Consider the following 17,463-nt stretch of genomic DNA (forward strand, 5'->3'; position numbering starts at 1 on the left):
ATGCTTCGTTCAATAATTTATGCATTAAAAAAAGCTGATTGGCCACTATACCTAGTGGTAATTTTTTTGGTTGCTCTCGGTATCGTAGGAATTTATAGCGTCGAAGTCACCGCCGATCAACCGACCTATACGTTGGTTATTCGCCAATCAATTTTCGCCATTGCGGGTTGCCTCTTGATGATTGCTTTCAGTGTCATTGATTATCGTCGCTTGCGTGGGTGGACCTGGGTTCTGTACGGCGCTTCTATCATGTTGCTGCTGGGCGTATTGCTATTCGGCACTACGATTCGTGGTACCAAAGGTTGGTTTATGCTGTACGGCGATTTGGGCTTTCAACCTGTTGAGCTTATCAAAGTATTTGTTATTATTTTGCTTGGTAAATTGCTGTACGATTGGCGCGGGGAGATAGCATCGGCGCGTAAGTTGCTGTATCTGGTGGGCTTGATTGGCGTCTTGATTGGGCTGGTTCTCGCTCAGCCTGATTTTGGTTCATCCTTTATTATTGCGGCTACGGTATTAGGCTTGCTCGTCATTGTTAAAATGCCACGACGGTATTTAGCATGGATTGGGGTGTTCCTTTTGATCATAATGGTAGTAGGGTGGCAGTTTGTGCTACGTGATTATCAGAAGGAGCGCATTCTTACGTTTATTGATCCCGATCGCGATCCGTACGGCAGCGGGTATAATATTAAGCAATCCATTATTGCAGTTGGTTCCGGCAATTTTTTAGGCAGGGGATTAGCGCTGGGACCGCAGAGCCGCTTGAATTTTTTGCCGGTTCAGGAAACAGATTTCATTTACGCAGTAATTGCCGAGCAATTGGGTTTTGTCGGTGCTAGTTTGATTCTGGGTCTTTGCGTAGCTCTGGTGTATCGATTGATTCGGATTGCTCGGCGTGCCCGGGATGATTTTGGACTTTTTATGATTATGGGCACGGTGATATATTTTATGTTTCAAGCGCTGATGAACATTGGAATGAATATAGGTTTGCTTCCCATAGCCGGGGTTCCCTTGCCGTTAGTAAGCTATGGAGGTAGCTCGTTAGTTGTTAGTTTGCTATTGATCGGTTTGGCACAGAGCGTCCAGATACATAATACTGGCGCAACGAGTACGCGAGCGGATTGACGATTTGCTATTTTTTTGATATACTATACATAGATTTTGTATAGATAATCAATTGGACAATGAGCAGCGCCTCATTTTCACAGGAACATCATGATCCTCGTCAGCGAGCGGTGCAGCTGATGCCTACTTGTCAATTGTGTGCCGAACCATTTATCCCGAAACGTATCAGCGTACTGAATCAGTTGGGTCAAATTCAGTTACTCCATGCTCAGTGTACGCGTTGCCGGACGGGGATGGTTCTCTTGCTACTCAATCACGAATATGGTATCGGTTCCGTTGGTCTGGTGACTGATCTGACTGAGCGCGATGTACTTCATTTTTCTACAAATCAGCCAGTCAGCGTCGATGACGTACTTGAGATAGCGGAGCTCTTGCAATCCCCGAGCTTTCTTGATAGTATCTTTGCTACAGAGCCCCCGATACCGTTACCGAGGCCTTTTTCTAGAAATCCTTAGGAATTCTTCATTAAAAAGGCGGTGATAGTACCTCCTGGTCTACCCAGGCATTTATCAATTTTCTGAAATCTTCATTGTATGGAATCAATTTCGCTCAAATCTCAGCCTCGTACGATTATTGGTGCCCGTGTAAAAGCCTTGCGCCGCGATGGCACTGTCCCTGCGGTTGTGTATGGTTCAAAACGGAAATCAACAAATCTGAGTCTCACCGCTACGGATTTTGAAGTTGCGTATCGGAAGGCGGGAAAGAGCGGTTTAATTGATTTGTCCGTTGGTGAAGGCGCTCCGCTGAAAGTGCTAGTCCACGAAATCCAGCATGATCCAGTGACTGGGAAGCCTTTGCATGTTGATTTTTATGAAGTGGATATGGCTCAGAAGACGACCGCTGATGTGGAATTACATTTCATTGGCACTTCAAAGGCTGTCAAAGAATTGGGCGGTGTATTGATGAAGGCGCTTACGACAGTGACTATTGAATGTTTACCGCAGCATCTTGTCCAGCACATCGATATTGATATTTCAAATTTGAATAGTTTTGATGATGTTATTCGTGTGAGCGACATACCGTTACCTACCGGTGTCACCGTGGTTGGTCAAACAGATACTATGGTCGCTCGTGTCCAAGAACCTCGCTCTGAAGAGGAATTGAAGGCGCTGGAAGAAACACCTGCTGGTGTGCCGGTTACTGAAGTGGAAAAGGTGGGCGAGAAAGAGAAAGCAGAGGCTGAAGCAGCGCCTGAAGAAGGCGCAGCGCCAGCTGCTGAAAAAGCACAAGATAAATAATTTGTGCGCTCAATTGGGCGCACTGACAAGGAGGGTATATGCCAACCGCACCATCCAAGGAAACGCAAAATAATCTTGTCTGGGGTAAGCGCAAAAATAAGAAGTGGCTGTATATTTCGATTGCCGCAGTTATTGTTGTAGCGGCTGGTTTGGGTATTTTCATTTTCAAATTTAATCCCGATACGGCGCTTAATAATGCAAACAATGCCAATGATGATGGATCAACCTTGGTACGCCGTGCTAGTGACGGTGTATACGTCGATCCGGCGGACGCTAATCGATTTCCCTTGGCAGTGATTATTGAGAATCTGACAGTGGCTCGTCCGCAATCAGGCCTGGCTTATGCCCAAGTGGTGTATGAAGCATTAGCTGAGGGTGGTATTACCCGATTTTTGGCGATATTTACCGGTGATTCGCCGGCCAAGATAGGGCCGGTGCGGTCAGCGCGACCTTATTTTATCGATTGGGTGCTTGAATACGGTGCCTTATTCGTCCATGCCGGCGGCAGCCCTAAGGCAATTGCTGACATTCAGAGTGAGGATGTATTTGATCTCAACCAATTTTACAATGCTCAGTACTTTTTCAGAGATTACTCGCGGAACGTTGCCTCTGAGCACACATTGTACACTGATGGGGAGAAGTTAGCTTTTGCGTTGCGTGACCTCGAGGCGGATGCTGAGGGAGATTATGATACCTGGAAATTCAAAGATGACAATGCGCCTGATGCTCAACCAACAGAAACAAAGACTATCAGTATCAATTTTTCATCGTTTAGCTATTCGGTGGAGTATACCTATGATTGGGAGCAAAATGACTACGTCCGTTTTATGGCTGGTGAAGCGCATCTGGATGCAGACGGTTCGCCGATCCGACCTCGGAATGTCATTGTCATGAAAGTAAAAACTAGTTTAGCCGATGAACAGCGTCTCGACATGGATACCATCGGTGAAGGTGAGGCGATCGTGTTTCGCGATGGGTCAGCCGTCACCGGCACATGGAAAAAGGAAAAACGCGATGGGCGCACTTATTTCTATGACGCGACAGGAGCTGAAATTAAACTGAATGCAGGTTCGACTTGGATAGAAGTGGTTCCGACTGATCGGGAAGTAACGTATAATTAATTTTGAGGAAGCTCATGCCAGAACAAAAACAAAAACTAAAAAAAAGCCAGCCAGAAGAAAAGTCAGTTCAAAAAAAAGAGCAATCGCCATGGCCAATGAAACAGAGGCCATGGATGGTGGCTGTAGGAATTTTTATTGGAGCGACGATTGGCGTCTGGTGGTTATTTGGCGTGCAAATAGCTGACGCCTGGCAGTATGTCCGAGAATGGTCAGGCATTGGCATCACGACGACGCTGGGCATCGGGGAAGCCGCTGATACCAATGATGACGGTGACGCGGGATTAGTCCCTCGCTTGCTTGATGGCGTTTTAGTAGAATCTGCGCAATCAAACTTAGTGCCGTACTCGATTATGATTGAAAACCTGCTATCCGTTCGGCCGCAGAGCGGTCTGAGTGCAGCATCAGTCGTATATGAAACACTGGTTGAAGGCGGAGCCACCCGGTTTATGGCTGTTTTTGACCCCCGCACGTCTGTACCTACCATTATGCCCGTTCGATCGTCTCGTGCATACTTTCTCGAATGGGCACTAGAATATGATGTACTTTATGGGCATGCGGGCGGCAGTCCGCACGCGCTGCAGGTTATCCGCGAGCAAGGTGTTCGCGATTTTGATGCATTAACTAGTCGTGGTGCAAAGTATTATTGGCGTGATTCCAATCGACCCGCGCCACACAATTTAGTGACGTCATCGGAGAAGATGGTCAGCGCTCTTGATACGCTTGAGCTTGATTTGCAGCATGCTGAATTTTTGCCGTGGAAATTTAAAGATGGAGCGCTGCCGGCAGATCGGGGAGCCGATGGGAAAACTTTGACATTCAATTTTTCCTACGGCACTACCTATGAGGTTGATTTTACCTACAACCAAGAGCGAAACCAATATCTGCGATTTAATGCAAACCAACCGCACGTGGACGCGAATACGAATGAACAAATAGCCGTAGACAATGTGATTGTTCAACTCGTGGAAGAGCCAGTTCTCAATGGCGGTAAAGGACGCATTGATATGTTTGTGGGTGGCACCGGAGATGCTTGGGTAGCGCGTGATGGGCAGATGATCAAAGCTACGTGGCGCAAGGACGCCAATCGTGAGCGGACACGATTTTACGATGAGTCGGGGGCTGAAATAGAATTGAACCGTGGCACAACCTGGGTGCATGTGGTGACGAAGACGCAGGGAGTGACATACGAGTAAAACTTAAACAATACCAATAACTCGATCTCGTTTGCTGAGATCCTGGATTATTTGTATTGTTTTACCTGGGAACTGTTGCTTGGCAGCATATTCGATAGCACCGGCTTGGGCTGGAGCGATTTCGAGGAGGATTGCGCCATGTGGTGCTAGATAATGCGTGGCACGGGAGAGCAGACGATCAATCACCTCAATACCCATTTTGCCACCATACAGCGCTGTGCGAGGTTCATGCTTTACATTCGCTAACTCTTCTTTGTGCAGGTAGGGGAGGTTGGCCACGATGATGTCCAGCGGCTTTCGTTTGGTTACACGAGCGTATGGCGAAAAAAGATTGCCGTGAAGAAGCGTGATGCGCGACATCAGTTTATGCGTTGTAGCATTTTTCCGTGCAATGTTCAGGGCAGTCTCAGATATGTCAGAAGCAAATATTTCAGATTGAGGTAGGTATTTTGCAAGGCTAATGGCAATGCAGCCCGAGCCGGTGCCAATATCGGCAATGCGGAGTTTGGCAGCCCCTATTTTCTTCTCCAACTCACGAGCTTGATGAATAACGGATTCCACGAGCAACTCGGTTTCCGGTCGCGGGACAAGCACACTTTTTGTAACAACAAAATCAAGTCCATAAAATTCTTTATGGCCAATCAGATAGGCAACCGGCATTCCTTTTTTTCGTTGTTGAATCAGTGACCGAAATCGGGCGGCCTGAGCTGATGTTATCGTATGATTTGGGTTAGTCAGTAGCCAGGTTTTCGATTTATGCAATACGAACGCCAAAAGCACTTCAGCATCCAGATTGGCTGACGTTGAAACCGGCCGTAGGGTGGTGATTGCATTAAGCAGCGCGCGCTGGATTGTCATGCGTTTGCTTGAGCCGCTGATTGTAAGGCCGTTACAATTGCTTCAAGATTTCCATCGAGAATCACCGGTATATTCGAAAAATTGCGTTTAATGCGGTGATCAGTAATTCTGTCTTGGGGGAAATTATAGGTGCGAATTTTTTCTGAACGGTCGCCGGTACCGATTTGGGACTTGCGTGCGTCGGATTTTTCCTTGCGGGCTTTTTCCTGCTGCGCGGCAAGCAAACGTGACCGAAGCACTTGGAGCGCCTTTTCTTTGTTTTGTTTTTGCGAGCGTTCATCTTGGCAGATTACCGTTAAGCCAGTTGGTTTATGAACAATGCGAATGGCGGAGTAGGTAGTGTTAACTGACTGACCTCCGTGGCCAGATGATGTCGTTGCCTCGATGTCTAATTCTTCAGGCTTAAGTTCGATATCAACCTCATCGGCTTCGGGCATAACAACCACGGTGGCAGCTGATGTGTGCACCCGGCCATTTTTTTCTGTTTCCGGAACCCGCTGTACTCGATGTACGCCGCTTTCAAATTTTAGATTGCTGTACACGTTTGAACCGTTTATTTCAAAAATTACTTCTTTGATGCCACCGATGCCGGTTTTGTTCATGGAAATGAGATGGGCGTGCCAACCCTGGCGCTCCGCGTAGCGCTGGTACATGCGGAATAGTTCTGCGGCAAAAAGGCCAGCTTCATCGCCACCAGTTCCGGCGCGAATTTCGACGATGATGTCTTTTTTGTCCAATGGATCAGCGGGATGAAGGATGGCGTCGAGCGTATGGAGTATATCGGCTTCTTTTTGTTTAACGACTTCTAGCTCTTCGAGGGCAATTTGTTTAATCTCGTCGTCCGTTTCTTCGGCCAGTGTTTGCTCAAGCTCCCGATGGGTGGCTTGTACTTTCTTTAATTCCTTGGCATGACTGAGCGTTTCGCTGATGTCATTAAATTCCTTAGTTAATTTTTGAAGTTTTTGAGTATCAGCAAACGTATCGGGATTTTGTAAATCCCGTTCAAGTTCGTCGTAGCGCGCTTGCAGCTGTTCGATGTGTTTATCCATAGCGAATGGGTACAATGCAAAAAACCCCGTGCCAACATGTGACGGGGAGGGGGTTATTCAGCTACTTTTCCGCTTTAATTTTCTTTCGAGCTGCTGGTTTTGTGGTTTTTTTTGACACGAGACGCTGATAACGCTCGACGCGACCGCGGTCATCCATCAATTTCTGCTTGCCGGTATAGAAAGGATGACATACCGAACAAATTTCCACGTGGATTTCTTTGACCGTGGAGCCAGTCGTGAAGGTGTTGCCACAGGCACAGGTGACGGTGGCATCGGCAAAATATTCAGGATGGATATCTTTTTGCATATAATGTGGCTCCTAGTGTAGCAAAGTGCTGTTTTTTTGGCAAGGGGGCAAGTTCTGGGAGGGGAGCGTCTTGCATTCTCACAGGATTGTGGTAGAATCAGAGGCACATTAAAAAGCCTTGTTTTATTAGGTTTTTTAATATTTACTAATCACACATGTTTTCTGACGATTACGGCACCTTGCCCCGGAAAATAAAGGGGTTACGTCGTACTCGGTTGACGAAAACAGAGGAATAAATAAGGAACATCCATATGGAACAGCAAGCATTGCTCGATATGCTCAAGAGCGGGGTGCACTTCGGTCACCAGGCCAAGAATTGGCATCCCAAAATGAAACCCTTCATCTTTACGACGCGGGGTGGCGTTCATATCATTGACCTGGAAAAAACCGCGGCTCAATTGTCGTTGGCCATGACATTTGTGTCAGACTTGGCAGCCCGAGGCGGCACCATATTATTCGTGACGACCAAGCGCCAAGCCACCGCCATCGTAAAAAAGGCAGCGGAAGTTTCTGGCATGCCAGCAGTAACCGAACGCTGGATCGGCGGTACATTAACAAATTTTGAAAACATTTTGAGTCTTGTACACCGATTGAAAGACCTTCGACGACAACGCGATACAGGGGAACTTGAAAAGTATACAAAACGCGAACGCTTGAAGAAAGAGGAAGAAATAGCCAATCTGGAGAAATCAGTTGGTGGCATTGAGGGATTGGAAAAATTGCCTGACGCAGTATTTATCATTGATCTCAAAAAAGAACGTACGGCTGTTCGTGAAGCACGCAAGCGCAAAATCCCAATCGTTGCAATCGTCGATACTAATGCTAATCCGGATTTAGTTGACTATGCGATCCCCGGCAATGATGACGCGAGCAAATCAATATCCATGCTGACTAATGCCGTGGCGCAAGCTGTCCAAGAAGGAGTTGCTCGTCGCGCCAAGGAGCAGGCTGCACCAGCTGCACCACAGACTAAATAGTTTCTTTCAAAAAAGACTTATGCCAATTGATACAGCGACAATTCAAAAATTACGAGTGATGACCGGAGCCGGCATTATGGACGCTAAAAAAGCGCTCACTGAAGTGAATGGCGACATTGATGCCGCACTAGAATATCTGAAAAAACATGGGCAGAAAGTTGCTGCACAGAAGCAAGATCGCGTCGCTCGTGATGGAGTGATCGGCACATATCTTCACGCCAATAAAAAATTAGCTGCACTTGTATTATTAGCCTGCGAAACTGATTTTGTTGCAAAAACGGAAGATTTCCAAAACCTTGCTCATGACATTGCCATGCAAGTTGCGGCAATGGATCCACAATACGTTCGTCCGGAGGATATTCCTGCTGAGGTAATTGAAAAAGAAAAGGATATATTCCGCGCACAGCTCAAACAAGAAGGTAAACCGGAAAAAATGTGGGACGCAATTATTGAGGGTAAATTGAAAAAGTATTACACGGAAGTGTGCTTACTCCATCAGGCTTTTGTGAAGGATGAAGATAAAACGATTAATGATTTAGTGACGGCGGTGATTGCGAAACTTGGTGAAAATATCCAAGTCAAGAGATTTACTCGTATTTCCCTCTAAATTAATTACTTCCGAGCCTATGCTCGATGATTACATTGCCATTGCCACAATCGCTGTTGCGCTTATCGTGATTGTGTATATCGTTTCACGAAAGTTTCCCGTAGTGGCCGCAATCAAGACCGAGCAGCTTATTCGTCACCGGCAGGAACGCTTAAAGAAAGGGTTGATGGAGAATCGCTTAAAAAGAAAATTGCGTCTTCATAAATTGCCCACTGTTTTCCGCGGTAGCGAGGGGAATCCATCAGTTTTTCAACGACTGCATCAGACATTGCGCGACATTGAGCAGCGTTATCGATTAAAAATCCATGAAATTGAACCCACTGACGATGCTGATAGTGAGCGAAAAGTGAGTACGCTGATTACGGAAGCGCTTGCGAAAGAAGAAGCTGGCGAGTACAAGGAAGCTGAGGCTCGGTATATACAGGCAATTAGCATTGATGCAAAGTCTGAGGAAGCGTACGAGGGTTTAGGAACGCTGTATATGGTGATGAAGGATTATGAGCATGCTGTTGAGATTTATCAATATTTGTTGAAACTCCATGAAGCAGGAGATGCGGCAGTTGCTGCTAGTACTGATGCCCAATCGGGAAGCACTGCGGTCTCGCTGAATGCAACCGTCGCAGCTTATCACGTTGAGCTTGGAGAAGTATACCAGGCAATGCAAAAACCAGCTGAAGCGCATCTCCAATTTATTGAAGCGATTAAGCTTGAGCCAAATAGTCCTCGCATTCTTGATTTAGTTATTGAATCGGCTCTGTCACTTAAGCATAAGGAAACCGCCGAAACATACATCAAGAAGCTAAAAGAAGTAAATCCAGATAATGAAAAGGTTAAGGAATTTCAGAAGGCAGTGAAAGAACTTTCATAAGAGTGTTGTGCATTTGGAGCACGGCGTGCCCCAACTCAGACGTGCCGTTGTAGCTCAGTTGGTAGAGCAACTCCATGGTAAGGAGTAGGTCGCCGGTTCAATTCCGGCCAACGGCTCCACGCCTTCTCTATTGCCTCGGGTTGCGCGCGACGAATCAAGTTCGCCTCGCTCCACCCTCGGCAATGAGCCGGCTTTTCCGAAATAATGTGTACATTATTTCGGTGGGGAACAGCAAGAGGTGTTTGTTCGTATCATTTACATCATATCTGGGCGGATACCGAAGTGGTCAAACGGGGCAGACTGTAAATCTGCTGGCCTTGCGCCTTCGTAGGTTCGATCCCTACTCCGCCCACCAGCCCCGTACAATGAGCCAGCGTAGCTCAGTTGGTAGAGCAGCTGTTTTGTAAACAGCAGGTCGGGGGTTCGAATCCCTTCGCTGGCTATGTCAAAATTGTGCTGAATTTGATACGTCAATTTGAAATAACCATAAGCAATAAATACTATGTCACAGGATAATTTAATAAAATTTGAATGCACGGAGTGCCACCGCATTAATTATCATTCACGAAAGAATAAAAAAAACGTGAAGGATCGCATTGAACTGAAAAAGTTCTGCAAATGGTGCAAAAAGCACACGATGCACAAAGAAACAAAATAGGCGGATACGAGCGCGGTTTTGTTTTTTGCCAGGGGCTATAGTTCAATGGCTAGAATAGCGGTCTCCAAAACCGTTGATCGAGGTTCGAGTCCTCGTGGCCCCGCCACAATCATTTTCATTTACTGACATGAAAACACTAGTTATATTTGACTCGCAGTTTGGTAATACACAAAAAATCGCAGAGGCGATTAAGCTTGGCTTATCCGGCGACGTTTTGATGAAGCGCGCCTCGGATGTGCTACCGGAGGATTTTACTTCTTTGGGCATCCTTGTGGTTGGTTCGCCAACACAAGGAGGACGGGCAACGCAAGCTGTCCAGGCATGTATTAACGCGCTTCCTGCCGGCAGTCTCAAAGATGTGAGGGTAGCCGCATTCGATACCCGGTTTAATGCAGAAAAATACAATATTGGCTATCGTTTAATTTTACGTACGGTCAAATACGCAGCGCAAAAGATTGCAAAAGATCTTGAATCAAAAGGCGGGCAACTCATTATTAAACCCGAAGGTTTCTTTGTCTCCGATAAAGAGGGACCGCTCGCCGATGGGGAGCTCGATCGTGCAAAAGCATGGGGGGCGCAGTTGGTTCAGTAGGCTAGTTGTGGATAACCGACATTGCCTCGTATTTCGAGGTATGGTAGGGTATAGGCATGTCTATCCACCAGGGAAAGATCAATAAGGAATTACTTAAGGGATCATTGGAGATTCTTTTGCTTTCGGTATTAAAGCAAAAATCTCTTTATGGTTATTTAATCGTGAAAGAACTTAAATCACGCAGTGATGAAGTTTTTTCGTTAGGTGAAGGGACGCTGTACCCATTGCTGCATAAACTTGAAATTGAAGGCCTGCTTGAATCATGGTGGCAAGAAGTCGATGGTCGTCGCCGAAAATACTACAGTCTGACCAACAAAGGAAAAAAAGTATTGGCAGAAAAGGCCGCTGAGTGGCAGGCATTTGCAGAAGCAGTAAAAAAAGTAATGTAGTATGTCAGTTCGAGATGATATTAAACTAGAATTAGAAAGCCACCTGGCTGACGCGACTGATGATTTAATCAAGCAAGGTATGACCCCGGATGCCGCCGCGGAAGCAGCGAAACGGAAGTTTGGTAACATCGAAGAGATTGCATCAGAAATGCAGGTTACGAGACAACGGCGGTCAATTTTTTCGCCGAACTTGATTGTTTCACTTGCGCTTAGCGTTGGGATTATTGTTTCACTAGGGTATTGGCTTAAACAATATCCGCTTTCTGGCGTGCTGATGCAGCCAGTAATTTTGGGGTTATTGTATGTTGGAATTTTTGCTGCCGTTGCAATTATTGTGACGTGGTTATCAGAGTACTGGGGGATTGCCTCGCAAGCCGCACTGTGGTCAGCGCTGGTATTCGGCTTGATGGTTTGTATTGCTATTACGATCGTGTATGACCTTGATAAGGTCTTGATACCGTTTCACGCGATTGTACTCGGTACATTGATTGCCGCCGTACTAATGAAATTTTGGTCACGACTGCCGGTTTTTTTGAAAAAGACGATCATCTACGGCTTTACCATGGTTACCACCTGGTCAGCACTGCACGGCAAAGAACTATTTAGGTTTATCCAGCCGGATGCTTGTTTGTATCTGACGCGCGATACCACGCCGCTGGTGGGTGAACTAGCGCATTGCCAGCAGTTGGCATTTTTTAATCCACTGCTGTGGCCTATTTATTTTATTATGCTGGTGGGCGTTACCTCTGGTATTTATTTTCTTGGGCGGTATTGGCGGAATCAAGGAAGTACGCTTGGCCGAAAACTTGTCGTATCAGCTGCATTCGCCGCCATTCCACTACTGTCACTGAGTTTTCACGATATTAATAATTATGGGGCCATAGATATTATTTCTTGGAAGCCAGAGATTTATCAGGCGTATCAAGAAATCCTCGGACGAGACCCCGAATTCAAGGACATCGATTTTTATACGTACACTCGAGCCTATCGCTCAATGAGTCGGGTGAAGGAAGTGCTGTATCGTTCGTATGAGCGTACCTTGGTCATCGACAAATTGCATCAAATGATGTTAAGCCGTCCCGCCAGTGATGCTGAGATCGATCATTTTGTCGAAACGCGGCAGTCTGTGCTAGAGATACGCCATGAGCTGGAGCGGCAGGCAGGGCTTACTGAATAATTTTTTTACTCTTTATGCCTCGAATAACGATGTATAATACAATTCTGGTCATCATCATTTTTTTGCTGGTCCTTCCGATAATGACTCGGGCATCGGGTCAGTCCACACACGAAATTGGTTTAACCTTAGTACCGGCTGATATTCGCGGGGAAAAGATTTATCAGACGAATCACGCAGTGCTCACATTGCCAACCTGGAAAGTAAAAACCTGGGGAACTATTACCATCCCTGATAATTGGGGGGAGGAGCAGTTGTATATTGAATTGTGGGACAATAGTAATCATCGCATTCCAAACTTTACTGCCCGTCGGTTGACTGACCGTACAATAAATATTTCGGGTCTTGATACGACATTGCATCCATCGTTTCGCATCATTATTTTTCAGGCCCAAAGCAAAATTACGTGGCCGACTGCTCCAGTGCGAGTAACCTATACCGAAGCGGTGAATACACGCTTGATCGTCCTCGCCGCACTGATTGGCGGGGGGCTGCTTATGCTGGTTGCCCTGAGCGTCTGGAAAAGAGTAACGGCAATGGTTTTTTGGGACATGACCAAATCGTTATTGAGGCGTGATACGATTGAACCCTCTGTGCGGAGTGCGTTGGCACTCATTTGGATTACTATTGTTTGGTCAGCAATATTTAGCATTGCTTTAGGAAGTTTTAGTGGCTGGTATCAGATATTATTTCTTTTCATTAAATTACCCTTTTTATTGCTCTGCTCTCTGTTACTTTCTATTGCCGCCAATGTTGTTTTTGCCCGATTACTCGGAGTGACCACTGCCGTTCGTGAAATAGCAGTTCATGCCCTGCAGTGGGTTGCAGTCTGCGCGATCACCCTAGCCGCATTAGCGCCGATTATTGGGTATGCCAGCATTACTCATTTTGGACACGACACGGCTTTGCTCTGGGCACTGGGATTATTTGGCTGCGCGTACCTGGTGAGTATTATTCGACAATACAGCCAATATCTGACCTGGGGTGTGCGGCATACTATTGTGTTAATTGGTATTTGGATGGTGCTGTATGGAGTGGTTTTATTGCAGCTTGGCTGGATGCTTCGTCCGTGGGTGGGAGTGCTTGACCCAGTGTATCAATCTTTGCCATTTTCGCGATTGTACAGCGGAAATGTATTTGAAGAAATTTTATCAACTATTAATCGGCTCTAAAGCCGGGAAAGGAACATATATATGTTCGGAACGTCACTACTTCTCAAAAATAAACAAGCGGTTTTTGAGTCAAAAAATCAAGCAGGCCTATGGAAGCGGTACGTCCTTGAATTTTTTATCGTCGGCGTTGTAGGCATTGCTGTATTTGGCGCGTTATCCGTGACTGATTTCACGTGGCAAAGCGTCGGTGAGCGAATGTGGAAAGTCCTCGTTGTCTACTGGGATTCTCTGCTCATTTGTCTGCCGTCACTATTTGTCTTTAGCATCATACGCGGCTCCCGCATTACGTTGGCTGAATTGCTGTTCTATGTGGTTGGCGCTATGGCAATTATTGGTGTCGTACTTTTATCAATTGCGCCGATTATTGGTTTTTTTGCCTGGACCACCGACATTCCTGAAACCATGCAATTTATCAGCGTTGTTGTAGGAGGGATCGCGCTTATTTTTGGCATCAATTATATCGGTCAGGGATACACCTTTATTCACGGGCTCCGACCATCGGGCGATATGGCAAAGAAGTTAAGCAAAGACTTTTTACTCCTTTGGTTTATCCTACTTGCCGCTGTCATGCTGCAAATGGCAAATCAGCTAGGGCTGCTTGGGCAGGCATAATACTTCATAAAAACAAGCCTTTTTCAGTCGCACTCTTGACAGAGCGGATTATTCGTGATATACATACTGGTAAAATAAAAAAATTCAAAATGTTCTCTACAAAGGAGTATATACGAAACGTATCAAAGATTATCTGAAGTTCAGTATTAACCGTTACATTGGCGGACAGATCACGTGCCTCGTGAGCGGTGTCGTCGGCGGTTCGCTGGCAAGTCTCTGGACAGCGGATATCTGGAAAATTATTTATGTTGCGTCATTATGTGACGTGCTGGGATTTTACGGATATTTTGTTATTCGAGATCTGATTCATTTCAGTAAGAAAATGCATCATTTGGTCGGTTTGAACAAATACGTTGCTGTTGTCTGGACTACCATTCAGGCACTTACAGTGGAATTTGGTGTTTCTGAAGCCGTTGACACGGTCTTTGTTCGACCGGCGTGCATATTCTTCGCTGGAAAATTTGTTGATTCGTTGTTGCTACAGTGTTTGCTCGGAATCGCTTTTTCTGATTTATGGATGATGGGCGTGTGTCCACTTTTTTACCGAGCGCGTATGCGTTTGGTTGAGCAAAAACTGCAGCATAAGGTTGAACGTAAGGTCGAGAGCATGTAATGCTTTCGACCTTCTTTTTTTATCCAGATTTTGATTATTATGGTATAATAGCAATTATGGAGGCAGTCCTAAATGTGAAACAAGTTAGAAATACTTTGATTGATCAGCGATCTGGCTTTACCTTGGTTGAACTTTTAGTAGTTATTGGCTTGATTGCAATGATTGGCATTTTTAGCGCACCGGTGTATCAAAATTTTCAAAATCGAACAGATGTTGATATTGCAGCAGCAACGCTCACGAACAGTTTTCGATTAGCCCAAGCGCATGCCATGGATATGGTAGGGGATCAATCGTGGGGAGTGCACCTGAGCGTCGGTACTATAGTTATTTTTCGGGGCGCCTCGTATGCGACTCGAGACGTTCCTTTTGATGATGTATATACCATTTCTTCAGATGTGCAATTGACTGGGCTATCTGAAGTCGTATTTAGTAAAATGCACGGGCTACCTTCGACTATTGGTTCGGTTACCATGCAGGAGACGGGTCGAAGCATGACGGTGAGTCTTAATTCGCTCGGGGTAGTGAGTTTTTAATATGCGCATACTATTAAAAAACCAACAAGGCGTTTCGCTTTTGGAGGTTCTCATCGCCGGTGGAATTTTTGCACTTGTCATCACCGTATTAGTTGGTGGCTATATCACGATACAGAGTACTAGCGTTTTGGCTGGTTCGCGTGAGCGTGCCATTGCGCTGGCCGAAGAAGGCATTGAGGCAGTACGGAGCATTCGGGATTCCGCATATTTAGAATTGATTCCTGGAGTGCACGGGTTGCAGCTGAGTGGTGGGCACTGGACGTTTGCGGGCACATTCGATACTCGTGAAATTTTTTCACGCTCAATTACTTTGAGCGCCATTGACGCTAATACCATGCGAGTCGAATCCAGGGTTGCCTGGGATCAAACGCGAACTCGCCCGGGTGAAATCGTGTTTACCACTGATTTAACTAATTGGCATCGCGTGATCAGCGGGGGGTGGAGCGTGCCAAGCCTTGAATCATCAATTGATTTAAGTAATACGCAAGATGGGCTTGATGTCGAGGCGAGTGGTGATTACGCATACATTGTGCGCAATGGTGGAACTGCGGATTATCAGATTATGAATATTACTAATACCGCCACTCCGACCATCGCTGGCACCATAAATACGAGCGGGAATCCATTTCACATTACCGTTAGTTCCAATTATTCATATGTGACCACTGCCAGCAATACCCAGGAGCTGGTGATAATAAACCATAGCAATCCAGTGACGCCATCGATTGTTGGCACGTTTAATCCTGCCGGCAACGCTGATGGGCAGGCGATCGCGGTGGCCGGTACGCACGCGTATATGTCCCGAGCCGTCAGTACCGACCCTGAATTTTATGTGGTGGATGTTGCCAATCCCGCCGCGCCAGCTGCTAGTGGCAGCCTACAATTTGCTTCATTGATATCAGATTTAGTGGTGGTAGGCAACTATGCCTATGCGGCCACAGCCAGCAATACCCAGGAATTACTGGTTATCAATGTAGCGAATCCAGCAGCACCTACGATTGCTGGCGCAGCGAATTTAACGGGTATTACTGATGCTATTTCTGTCGCAGCGGTTAATAATATTCTTTTGATTGGACGGACAAATGGATTGGTGCATATCATCGACATTACTACTCCAACGGCGCCGGTTGAGCGTGGGGTCTATAACGCGCAAGGCACCGTACCATCGATCGCCATAAAAAATGACGCCAGTCTTGGTTTCCTGGGCACGGGCTTTGCGACTGCTGAATTTCAAGTAATTGATTTGGCCGACCTGACCGCTCCAGTACTCTACAGCAGCGTTGATTATCCGCCAGCGGTTGCTGGACTTATTAATGGTATGTATTATCACGCAGTAAAAGATCGCGCCATCGGCGTCGGCCCGGATAATGCTGCGGAGTTTTTCATTTTCAAACCTCAATGAGGAAGACTTTGTATCATATCAATGCAGAGCAAAAGGGATTTACCCTGATGGAGATTTTGATTTACTTAGCAATCTCGGGAATCATTATTGCTGGCGTGTCGACGTTGCTCTACGTGATGCTGGGCGCACGGGTTAAACAGCAAACGATTAATGAAGTCGAGCAACAAGGAGCATTTATGATGCGATATATTACTCAAGCAGTGCGGAATGCCGATGCGATTACTGAACCGGCGTCAGGTGCTGCGGTGAATCTAACGCTCAATATGTATGATCTGACGGATGATCCAATGGTGATCAGTTTGACCGGTAACACGCTTTCCGTATCACGTGCTGGCGAACCAGCTATCGCGCTGCATTCGGATCGCGTCGAAATTGCAAATGTAGCATTTACGAACGTAAGTTATGCGGGGACTCCCGGAGCACTCTCAATCACCTATACGGTGCGCTCGGTCAATCCCAGTGGGCGTCAAGAGTATTCGTATGAAAAAACTTTTTATGGAAGTGCAACTATTCGCTAAATTCAATCCTGTGTCGCATCAGCGTGGGTATGTCGTGCTGATTAGCATGCTTATTGTCAGTGTAGTTGGCTTAGCCATTGCCTCGAGCATGATGGCAATCAGTATCAGTGGTTCTCAATCAAGTCTCGAACGTGATCAAGCTACGAGCGCTCGATATTTAGCCGACGCTTGCGCTGAATACGCGATCAGCCAATTACTTGATGCTAATACGTATGCAGGCAATGAAGTGCGCACCCTGGGTGATGGTACTTGCACCATCAGGCCGGTGCTTGGCACCGGTAATACGAATCGAACGGTAGAAACATTTGGTACCGTGGATACCACGATTCGAAAAATAAGAGTCGAAATTGCTTCGCTAACCCCCAATGTCGCGCTCACATCGTGGCGGGATGTTGCTGATTTTTGAAAGAGATGCAGACGTGAGCGCGTATGTAATACTATGGGTAATACTCGGTTG

General features: G+C 46.3%; 22 protein-coding genes and 4 tRNA genes. 23 read left to right on the forward strand and 3 right to left on the reverse strand.

All coding sequences use genetic code 11. From position 1 onward, the window contains the following. The 5 genes from rodA (at position 1) to HZC01_04420 (ending at position 4,677) form a co-directional block, all read left to right on the forward strand. Positions 1 to 1,125: a rod shape-determining protein RodA gene (gene rodA / locus HZC01_04400; protein ID MBI5037915.1), complete on the forward strand. Its 1,125-nt coding sequence runs from the start codon at positions 1 to 3 to the stop codon at positions 1,123 to 1,125. Positions 1,126 to 1,184: 59 nt separating this feature from the next. Then, a complete protein-coding gene (locus HZC01_04405; protein ID MBI5037916.1) occupies positions 1,185 to 1,580 on the forward strand; it encodes a hypothetical protein in 396 nt (131 codons plus the stop codon). A gap of 78 nt (positions 1,581 to 1,658) precedes the next feature. Further along, entirely contained in the window at positions 1,659 to 2,363 is a 705-nt protein-coding gene (locus HZC01_04410; protein ID MBI5037917.1) for a 50S ribosomal protein L25, read from the forward strand. A 38-nt stretch (positions 2,364 to 2,401) separates the two neighbouring features. Next, entirely contained in the window at positions 2,402 to 3,484 is a 1,083-nt protein-coding gene (locus HZC01_04415) for a DUF3048 domain-containing protein (protein MBI5037918.1), read from the forward strand. 14 nt (positions 3,485 to 3,498) lie between these two features. Continuing rightward, positions 3,499 to 4,677, forward strand: coding sequence for a DUF3048 domain-containing protein (locus HZC01_04420; protein MBI5037919.1), 1,179 nt, complete (start codon positions 3,499 to 3,501; stop codon positions 4,675 to 4,677). Between the two features lie 3 nt (positions 4,678 to 4,680). Here HZC01_04420 and prmC read toward each other — a convergent pair whose 3' ends face one another. From prmC to rpmE, 3 genes are all read right to left on the reverse strand, one after another. Further along, complete coding sequence (prmC, locus tag HZC01_04425) at positions 4,681 to 5,535, reverse strand: peptide chain release factor N(5)-glutamine methyltransferase (protein MBI5037920.1); 855 nt, start codon at positions 5,533 to 5,535, stop codon at positions 4,681 to 4,683. Continuing rightward, on the reverse strand, positions 5,532 to 6,584 hold the full coding sequence (gene prfA / locus HZC01_04430; protein ID MBI5037921.1) for a peptide chain release factor 1: 1,053 nt from the start codon (positions 6,582 to 6,584) through the stop codon (positions 5,532 to 5,534). Before prfA ends, prmC begins: the two co-directional genes overlap by 4 nt. A 61-nt stretch (positions 6,585 to 6,645) precedes the next feature. Then, positions 6,646 to 6,891 (reverse strand): 50S ribosomal protein L31, encoded by a 246-nt coding sequence (rpmE, locus tag HZC01_04435; GenBank protein MBI5037922.1) that lies wholly within the window; start codon positions 6,889 to 6,891, stop codon positions 6,646 to 6,648. Between the two features lie 251 nt (positions 6,892 to 7,142). Here rpmE and rpsB point away from each other — a divergent pair, with 251 nt between their 5' ends. From rpsB to HZC01_04525, 18 genes are all read left to right on the forward strand, one after another. Beyond that, entirely contained in the window at positions 7,143 to 7,868 is a 726-nt protein-coding gene (gene rpsB, locus HZC01_04440) for a 30S ribosomal protein S2 (GenBank protein ID MBI5037923.1), read from the forward strand. Positions 7,869 to 7,887: 19 nt separating this feature from the next. Further along, the gene (locus tag HZC01_04445; protein MBI5037924.1) at positions 7,888 to 8,475 is read left to right on the forward strand and encodes an elongation factor Ts; all 588 of its coding nucleotides are present in this window, start codon (positions 7,888 to 7,890) and stop codon (positions 8,473 to 8,475) included. 19 nt (positions 8,476 to 8,494) lie between these two features. Beyond that, positions 8,495 to 9,343, forward strand: a complete 849-nt coding sequence (locus tag HZC01_04450; GenBank protein MBI5037925.1) for a hypothetical protein — start codon at positions 8,495 to 8,497, stop codon at positions 9,341 to 9,343. 43 nt (positions 9,344 to 9,386) lie between these two features. Beyond that, a tRNA-Thr gene (locus HZC01_04455) sits at positions 9,387 to 9,462 on the forward strand. 149 nt (positions 9,463 to 9,611) lie between these two features. Beyond that, positions 9,612 to 9,698, forward strand: a tRNA-Tyr gene (locus HZC01_04460). Positions 9,699 to 9,712: 14 nt separating this feature from the next. Continuing rightward, a tRNA-Thr gene (locus HZC01_04465) sits at positions 9,713 to 9,785 on the forward strand. 60 nt (positions 9,786 to 9,845) lie between these two features. Next, a complete protein-coding gene (gene rpmG, locus HZC01_04470) occupies positions 9,846 to 10,001 on the forward strand; it encodes a 50S ribosomal protein L33 (protein ID MBI5037926.1) in 156 nt (51 codons plus the stop codon). Positions 10,002 to 10,032: 31 nt separating this feature from the next. After that, a tRNA-Trp gene (locus HZC01_04475) sits at positions 10,033 to 10,107 on the forward strand. Between the two features lie 21 nt (positions 10,108 to 10,128). After that, entirely contained in the window at positions 10,129 to 10,593 is a 465-nt protein-coding gene (locus HZC01_04480) for a flavodoxin family protein (protein ID MBI5037927.1), read from the forward strand. A 56-nt stretch (positions 10,594 to 10,649) separates the two neighbouring features. Next, positions 10,650 to 10,982 carry a helix-turn-helix transcriptional regulator gene (locus HZC01_04485; protein MBI5037928.1) on the forward strand — a complete coding sequence of 111 codons (333 nt, stop codon included), beginning with the start codon at positions 10,650 to 10,652 and terminating at the stop codon, positions 10,980 to 10,982. A 1-nt stretch (position 10,983) separates the two neighbouring features. Further along, positions 10,984 to 12,159: a hypothetical protein gene (locus tag HZC01_04490; protein MBI5037929.1), complete on the forward strand. Its 1,176-nt coding sequence runs from the start codon at positions 10,984 to 10,986 to the stop codon at positions 12,157 to 12,159. A 14-nt stretch (positions 12,160 to 12,173) separates the two neighbouring features. After that, positions 12,174 to 13,328, forward strand: coding sequence for a hypothetical protein (locus HZC01_04495; GenBank protein MBI5037930.1), 1,155 nt, complete (start codon positions 12,174 to 12,176; stop codon positions 13,326 to 13,328). Between the two features lie 21 nt (positions 13,329 to 13,349). Then, positions 13,350 to 13,940, forward strand: coding sequence for a hypothetical protein (locus HZC01_04500; GenBank protein MBI5037931.1), 591 nt, complete (start codon positions 13,350 to 13,352; stop codon positions 13,938 to 13,940). A 181-nt stretch (positions 13,941 to 14,121) separates the two neighbouring features. Continuing rightward, entirely contained in the window at positions 14,122 to 14,553 is a 432-nt protein-coding gene (locus tag HZC01_04505; GenBank protein MBI5037932.1) for a hypothetical protein, read from the forward strand. Between the two features lie 56 nt (positions 14,554 to 14,609). Further along, the gene (locus HZC01_04510) at positions 14,610 to 15,086 is read left to right on the forward strand and encodes a prepilin-type N-terminal cleavage/methylation domain-containing protein (protein MBI5037933.1); all 477 of its coding nucleotides are present in this window, start codon (positions 14,610 to 14,612) and stop codon (positions 15,084 to 15,086) included. Position 15,087: 1 nt separating this feature from the next. Next, a complete protein-coding gene (locus HZC01_04515) occupies positions 15,088 to 16,488 on the forward strand; it encodes a hypothetical protein (GenBank protein ID MBI5037934.1) in 1,401 nt (466 codons plus the stop codon). A gap of 8 nt (positions 16,489 to 16,496) precedes the next feature. Continuing rightward, complete coding sequence (locus HZC01_04520; GenBank protein MBI5037935.1) at positions 16,497 to 17,006, forward strand: prepilin-type N-terminal cleavage/methylation domain-containing protein; 510 nt, start codon at positions 16,497 to 16,499, stop codon at positions 17,004 to 17,006. Then, entirely contained in the window at positions 16,969 to 17,412 is a 444-nt protein-coding gene (locus HZC01_04525) for a hypothetical protein (protein ID MBI5037936.1), read from the forward strand. Before HZC01_04520 ends, HZC01_04525 begins: the two co-directional genes overlap by 38 nt. Positions 17,413 to 17,463: the final 51 nt, after the last annotated feature.

The organism is Candidatus Kerfeldbacteria bacterium, assembly GCA_016214565.1.
Classification (GTDB): domain Bacteria; phylum Patescibacteriota; class Patescibacteriia; order UBA10025; family JAHIVO01; genus JAXDBW01.

Bases quoted from the DNA above. Each gene is read 5' to 3' on its own strand.
- rodA (MBI5037915.1), top strand. From the start codon at position 1: ATGCTTCGTTCAATAATTTATGCATTAAAAAAAGCTGATTGGCCACTA.
- HZC01_04405 (MBI5037916.1), top strand. From the start codon at position 1,185: ATGAGCAGCGCCTCATTTTCACAGGAACATCATGATCCTCGTCAGCGA.
- HZC01_04410 (MBI5037917.1), top strand. From the start codon at position 1,659: ATGGAATCAATTTCGCTCAAATCTCAGCCTCGTACGATTATTGGTGCC.
- HZC01_04415 (MBI5037918.1), top strand. From the start codon at position 2,402: ATGCCAACCGCACCATCCAAGGAAACGCAAAATAATCTTGTCTGGGGT.
- HZC01_04420 (MBI5037919.1), top strand. From the start codon at position 3,499: ATGCCAGAACAAAAACAAAAACTAAAAAAAAGCCAGCCAGAAGAAAAG.
- prmC (MBI5037920.1), bottom strand. From the start codon at position 5,535: ATGACAATCCAGCGCGCGCTGCTTAATGCAATCACCACCCTACGGCCG.
- prfA (MBI5037921.1), bottom strand. From the start codon at position 6,584: ATGGATAAACACATCGAACAGCTGCAAGCGCGCTACGACGAACTTGAA.
- rpmE (MBI5037922.1), bottom strand. From the start codon at position 6,891: ATGCAAAAAGATATCCATCCTGAATATTTTGCCGATGCCACCGTCACC.
- rpsB (MBI5037923.1), top strand. From the start codon at position 7,143: ATGGAACAGCAAGCATTGCTCGATATGCTCAAGAGCGGGGTGCACTTC.
- HZC01_04445 (MBI5037924.1), top strand. From the start codon at position 7,888: ATGCCAATTGATACAGCGACAATTCAAAAATTACGAGTGATGACCGGA.
- HZC01_04450 (MBI5037925.1), top strand. From the start codon at position 8,495: ATGCTCGATGATTACATTGCCATTGCCACAATCGCTGTTGCGCTTATC.
- rpmG (MBI5037926.1), top strand. From the start codon at position 9,846: ATGTCACAGGATAATTTAATAAAATTTGAATGCACGGAGTGCCACCGC.
- HZC01_04480 (MBI5037927.1), top strand. From the start codon at position 10,129: ATGAAAACACTAGTTATATTTGACTCGCAGTTTGGTAATACACAAAAA.
- HZC01_04485 (MBI5037928.1), top strand. From the start codon at position 10,650: ATGTCTATCCACCAGGGAAAGATCAATAAGGAATTACTTAAGGGATCA.
- HZC01_04490 (MBI5037929.1), top strand. From the start codon at position 10,984: ATGTCAGTTCGAGATGATATTAAACTAGAATTAGAAAGCCACCTGGCT.
- HZC01_04495 (MBI5037930.1), top strand. From the start codon at position 12,174: ATGCCTCGAATAACGATGTATAATACAATTCTGGTCATCATCATTTTT.
- HZC01_04500 (MBI5037931.1), top strand. From the start codon at position 13,350: ATGTTCGGAACGTCACTACTTCTCAAAAATAAACAAGCGGTTTTTGAG.
- HZC01_04510 (MBI5037933.1), top strand. From the start codon at position 14,610: ATGGAGGCAGTCCTAAATGTGAAACAAGTTAGAAATACTTTGATTGAT.
- HZC01_04515 (MBI5037934.1), top strand. From the start codon at position 15,088: ATGCGCATACTATTAAAAAACCAACAAGGCGTTTCGCTTTTGGAGGTT.
- HZC01_04525 (MBI5037936.1), top strand. From the start codon at position 16,969: ATGAAAAAACTTTTTATGGAAGTGCAACTATTCGCTAAATTCAATCCT.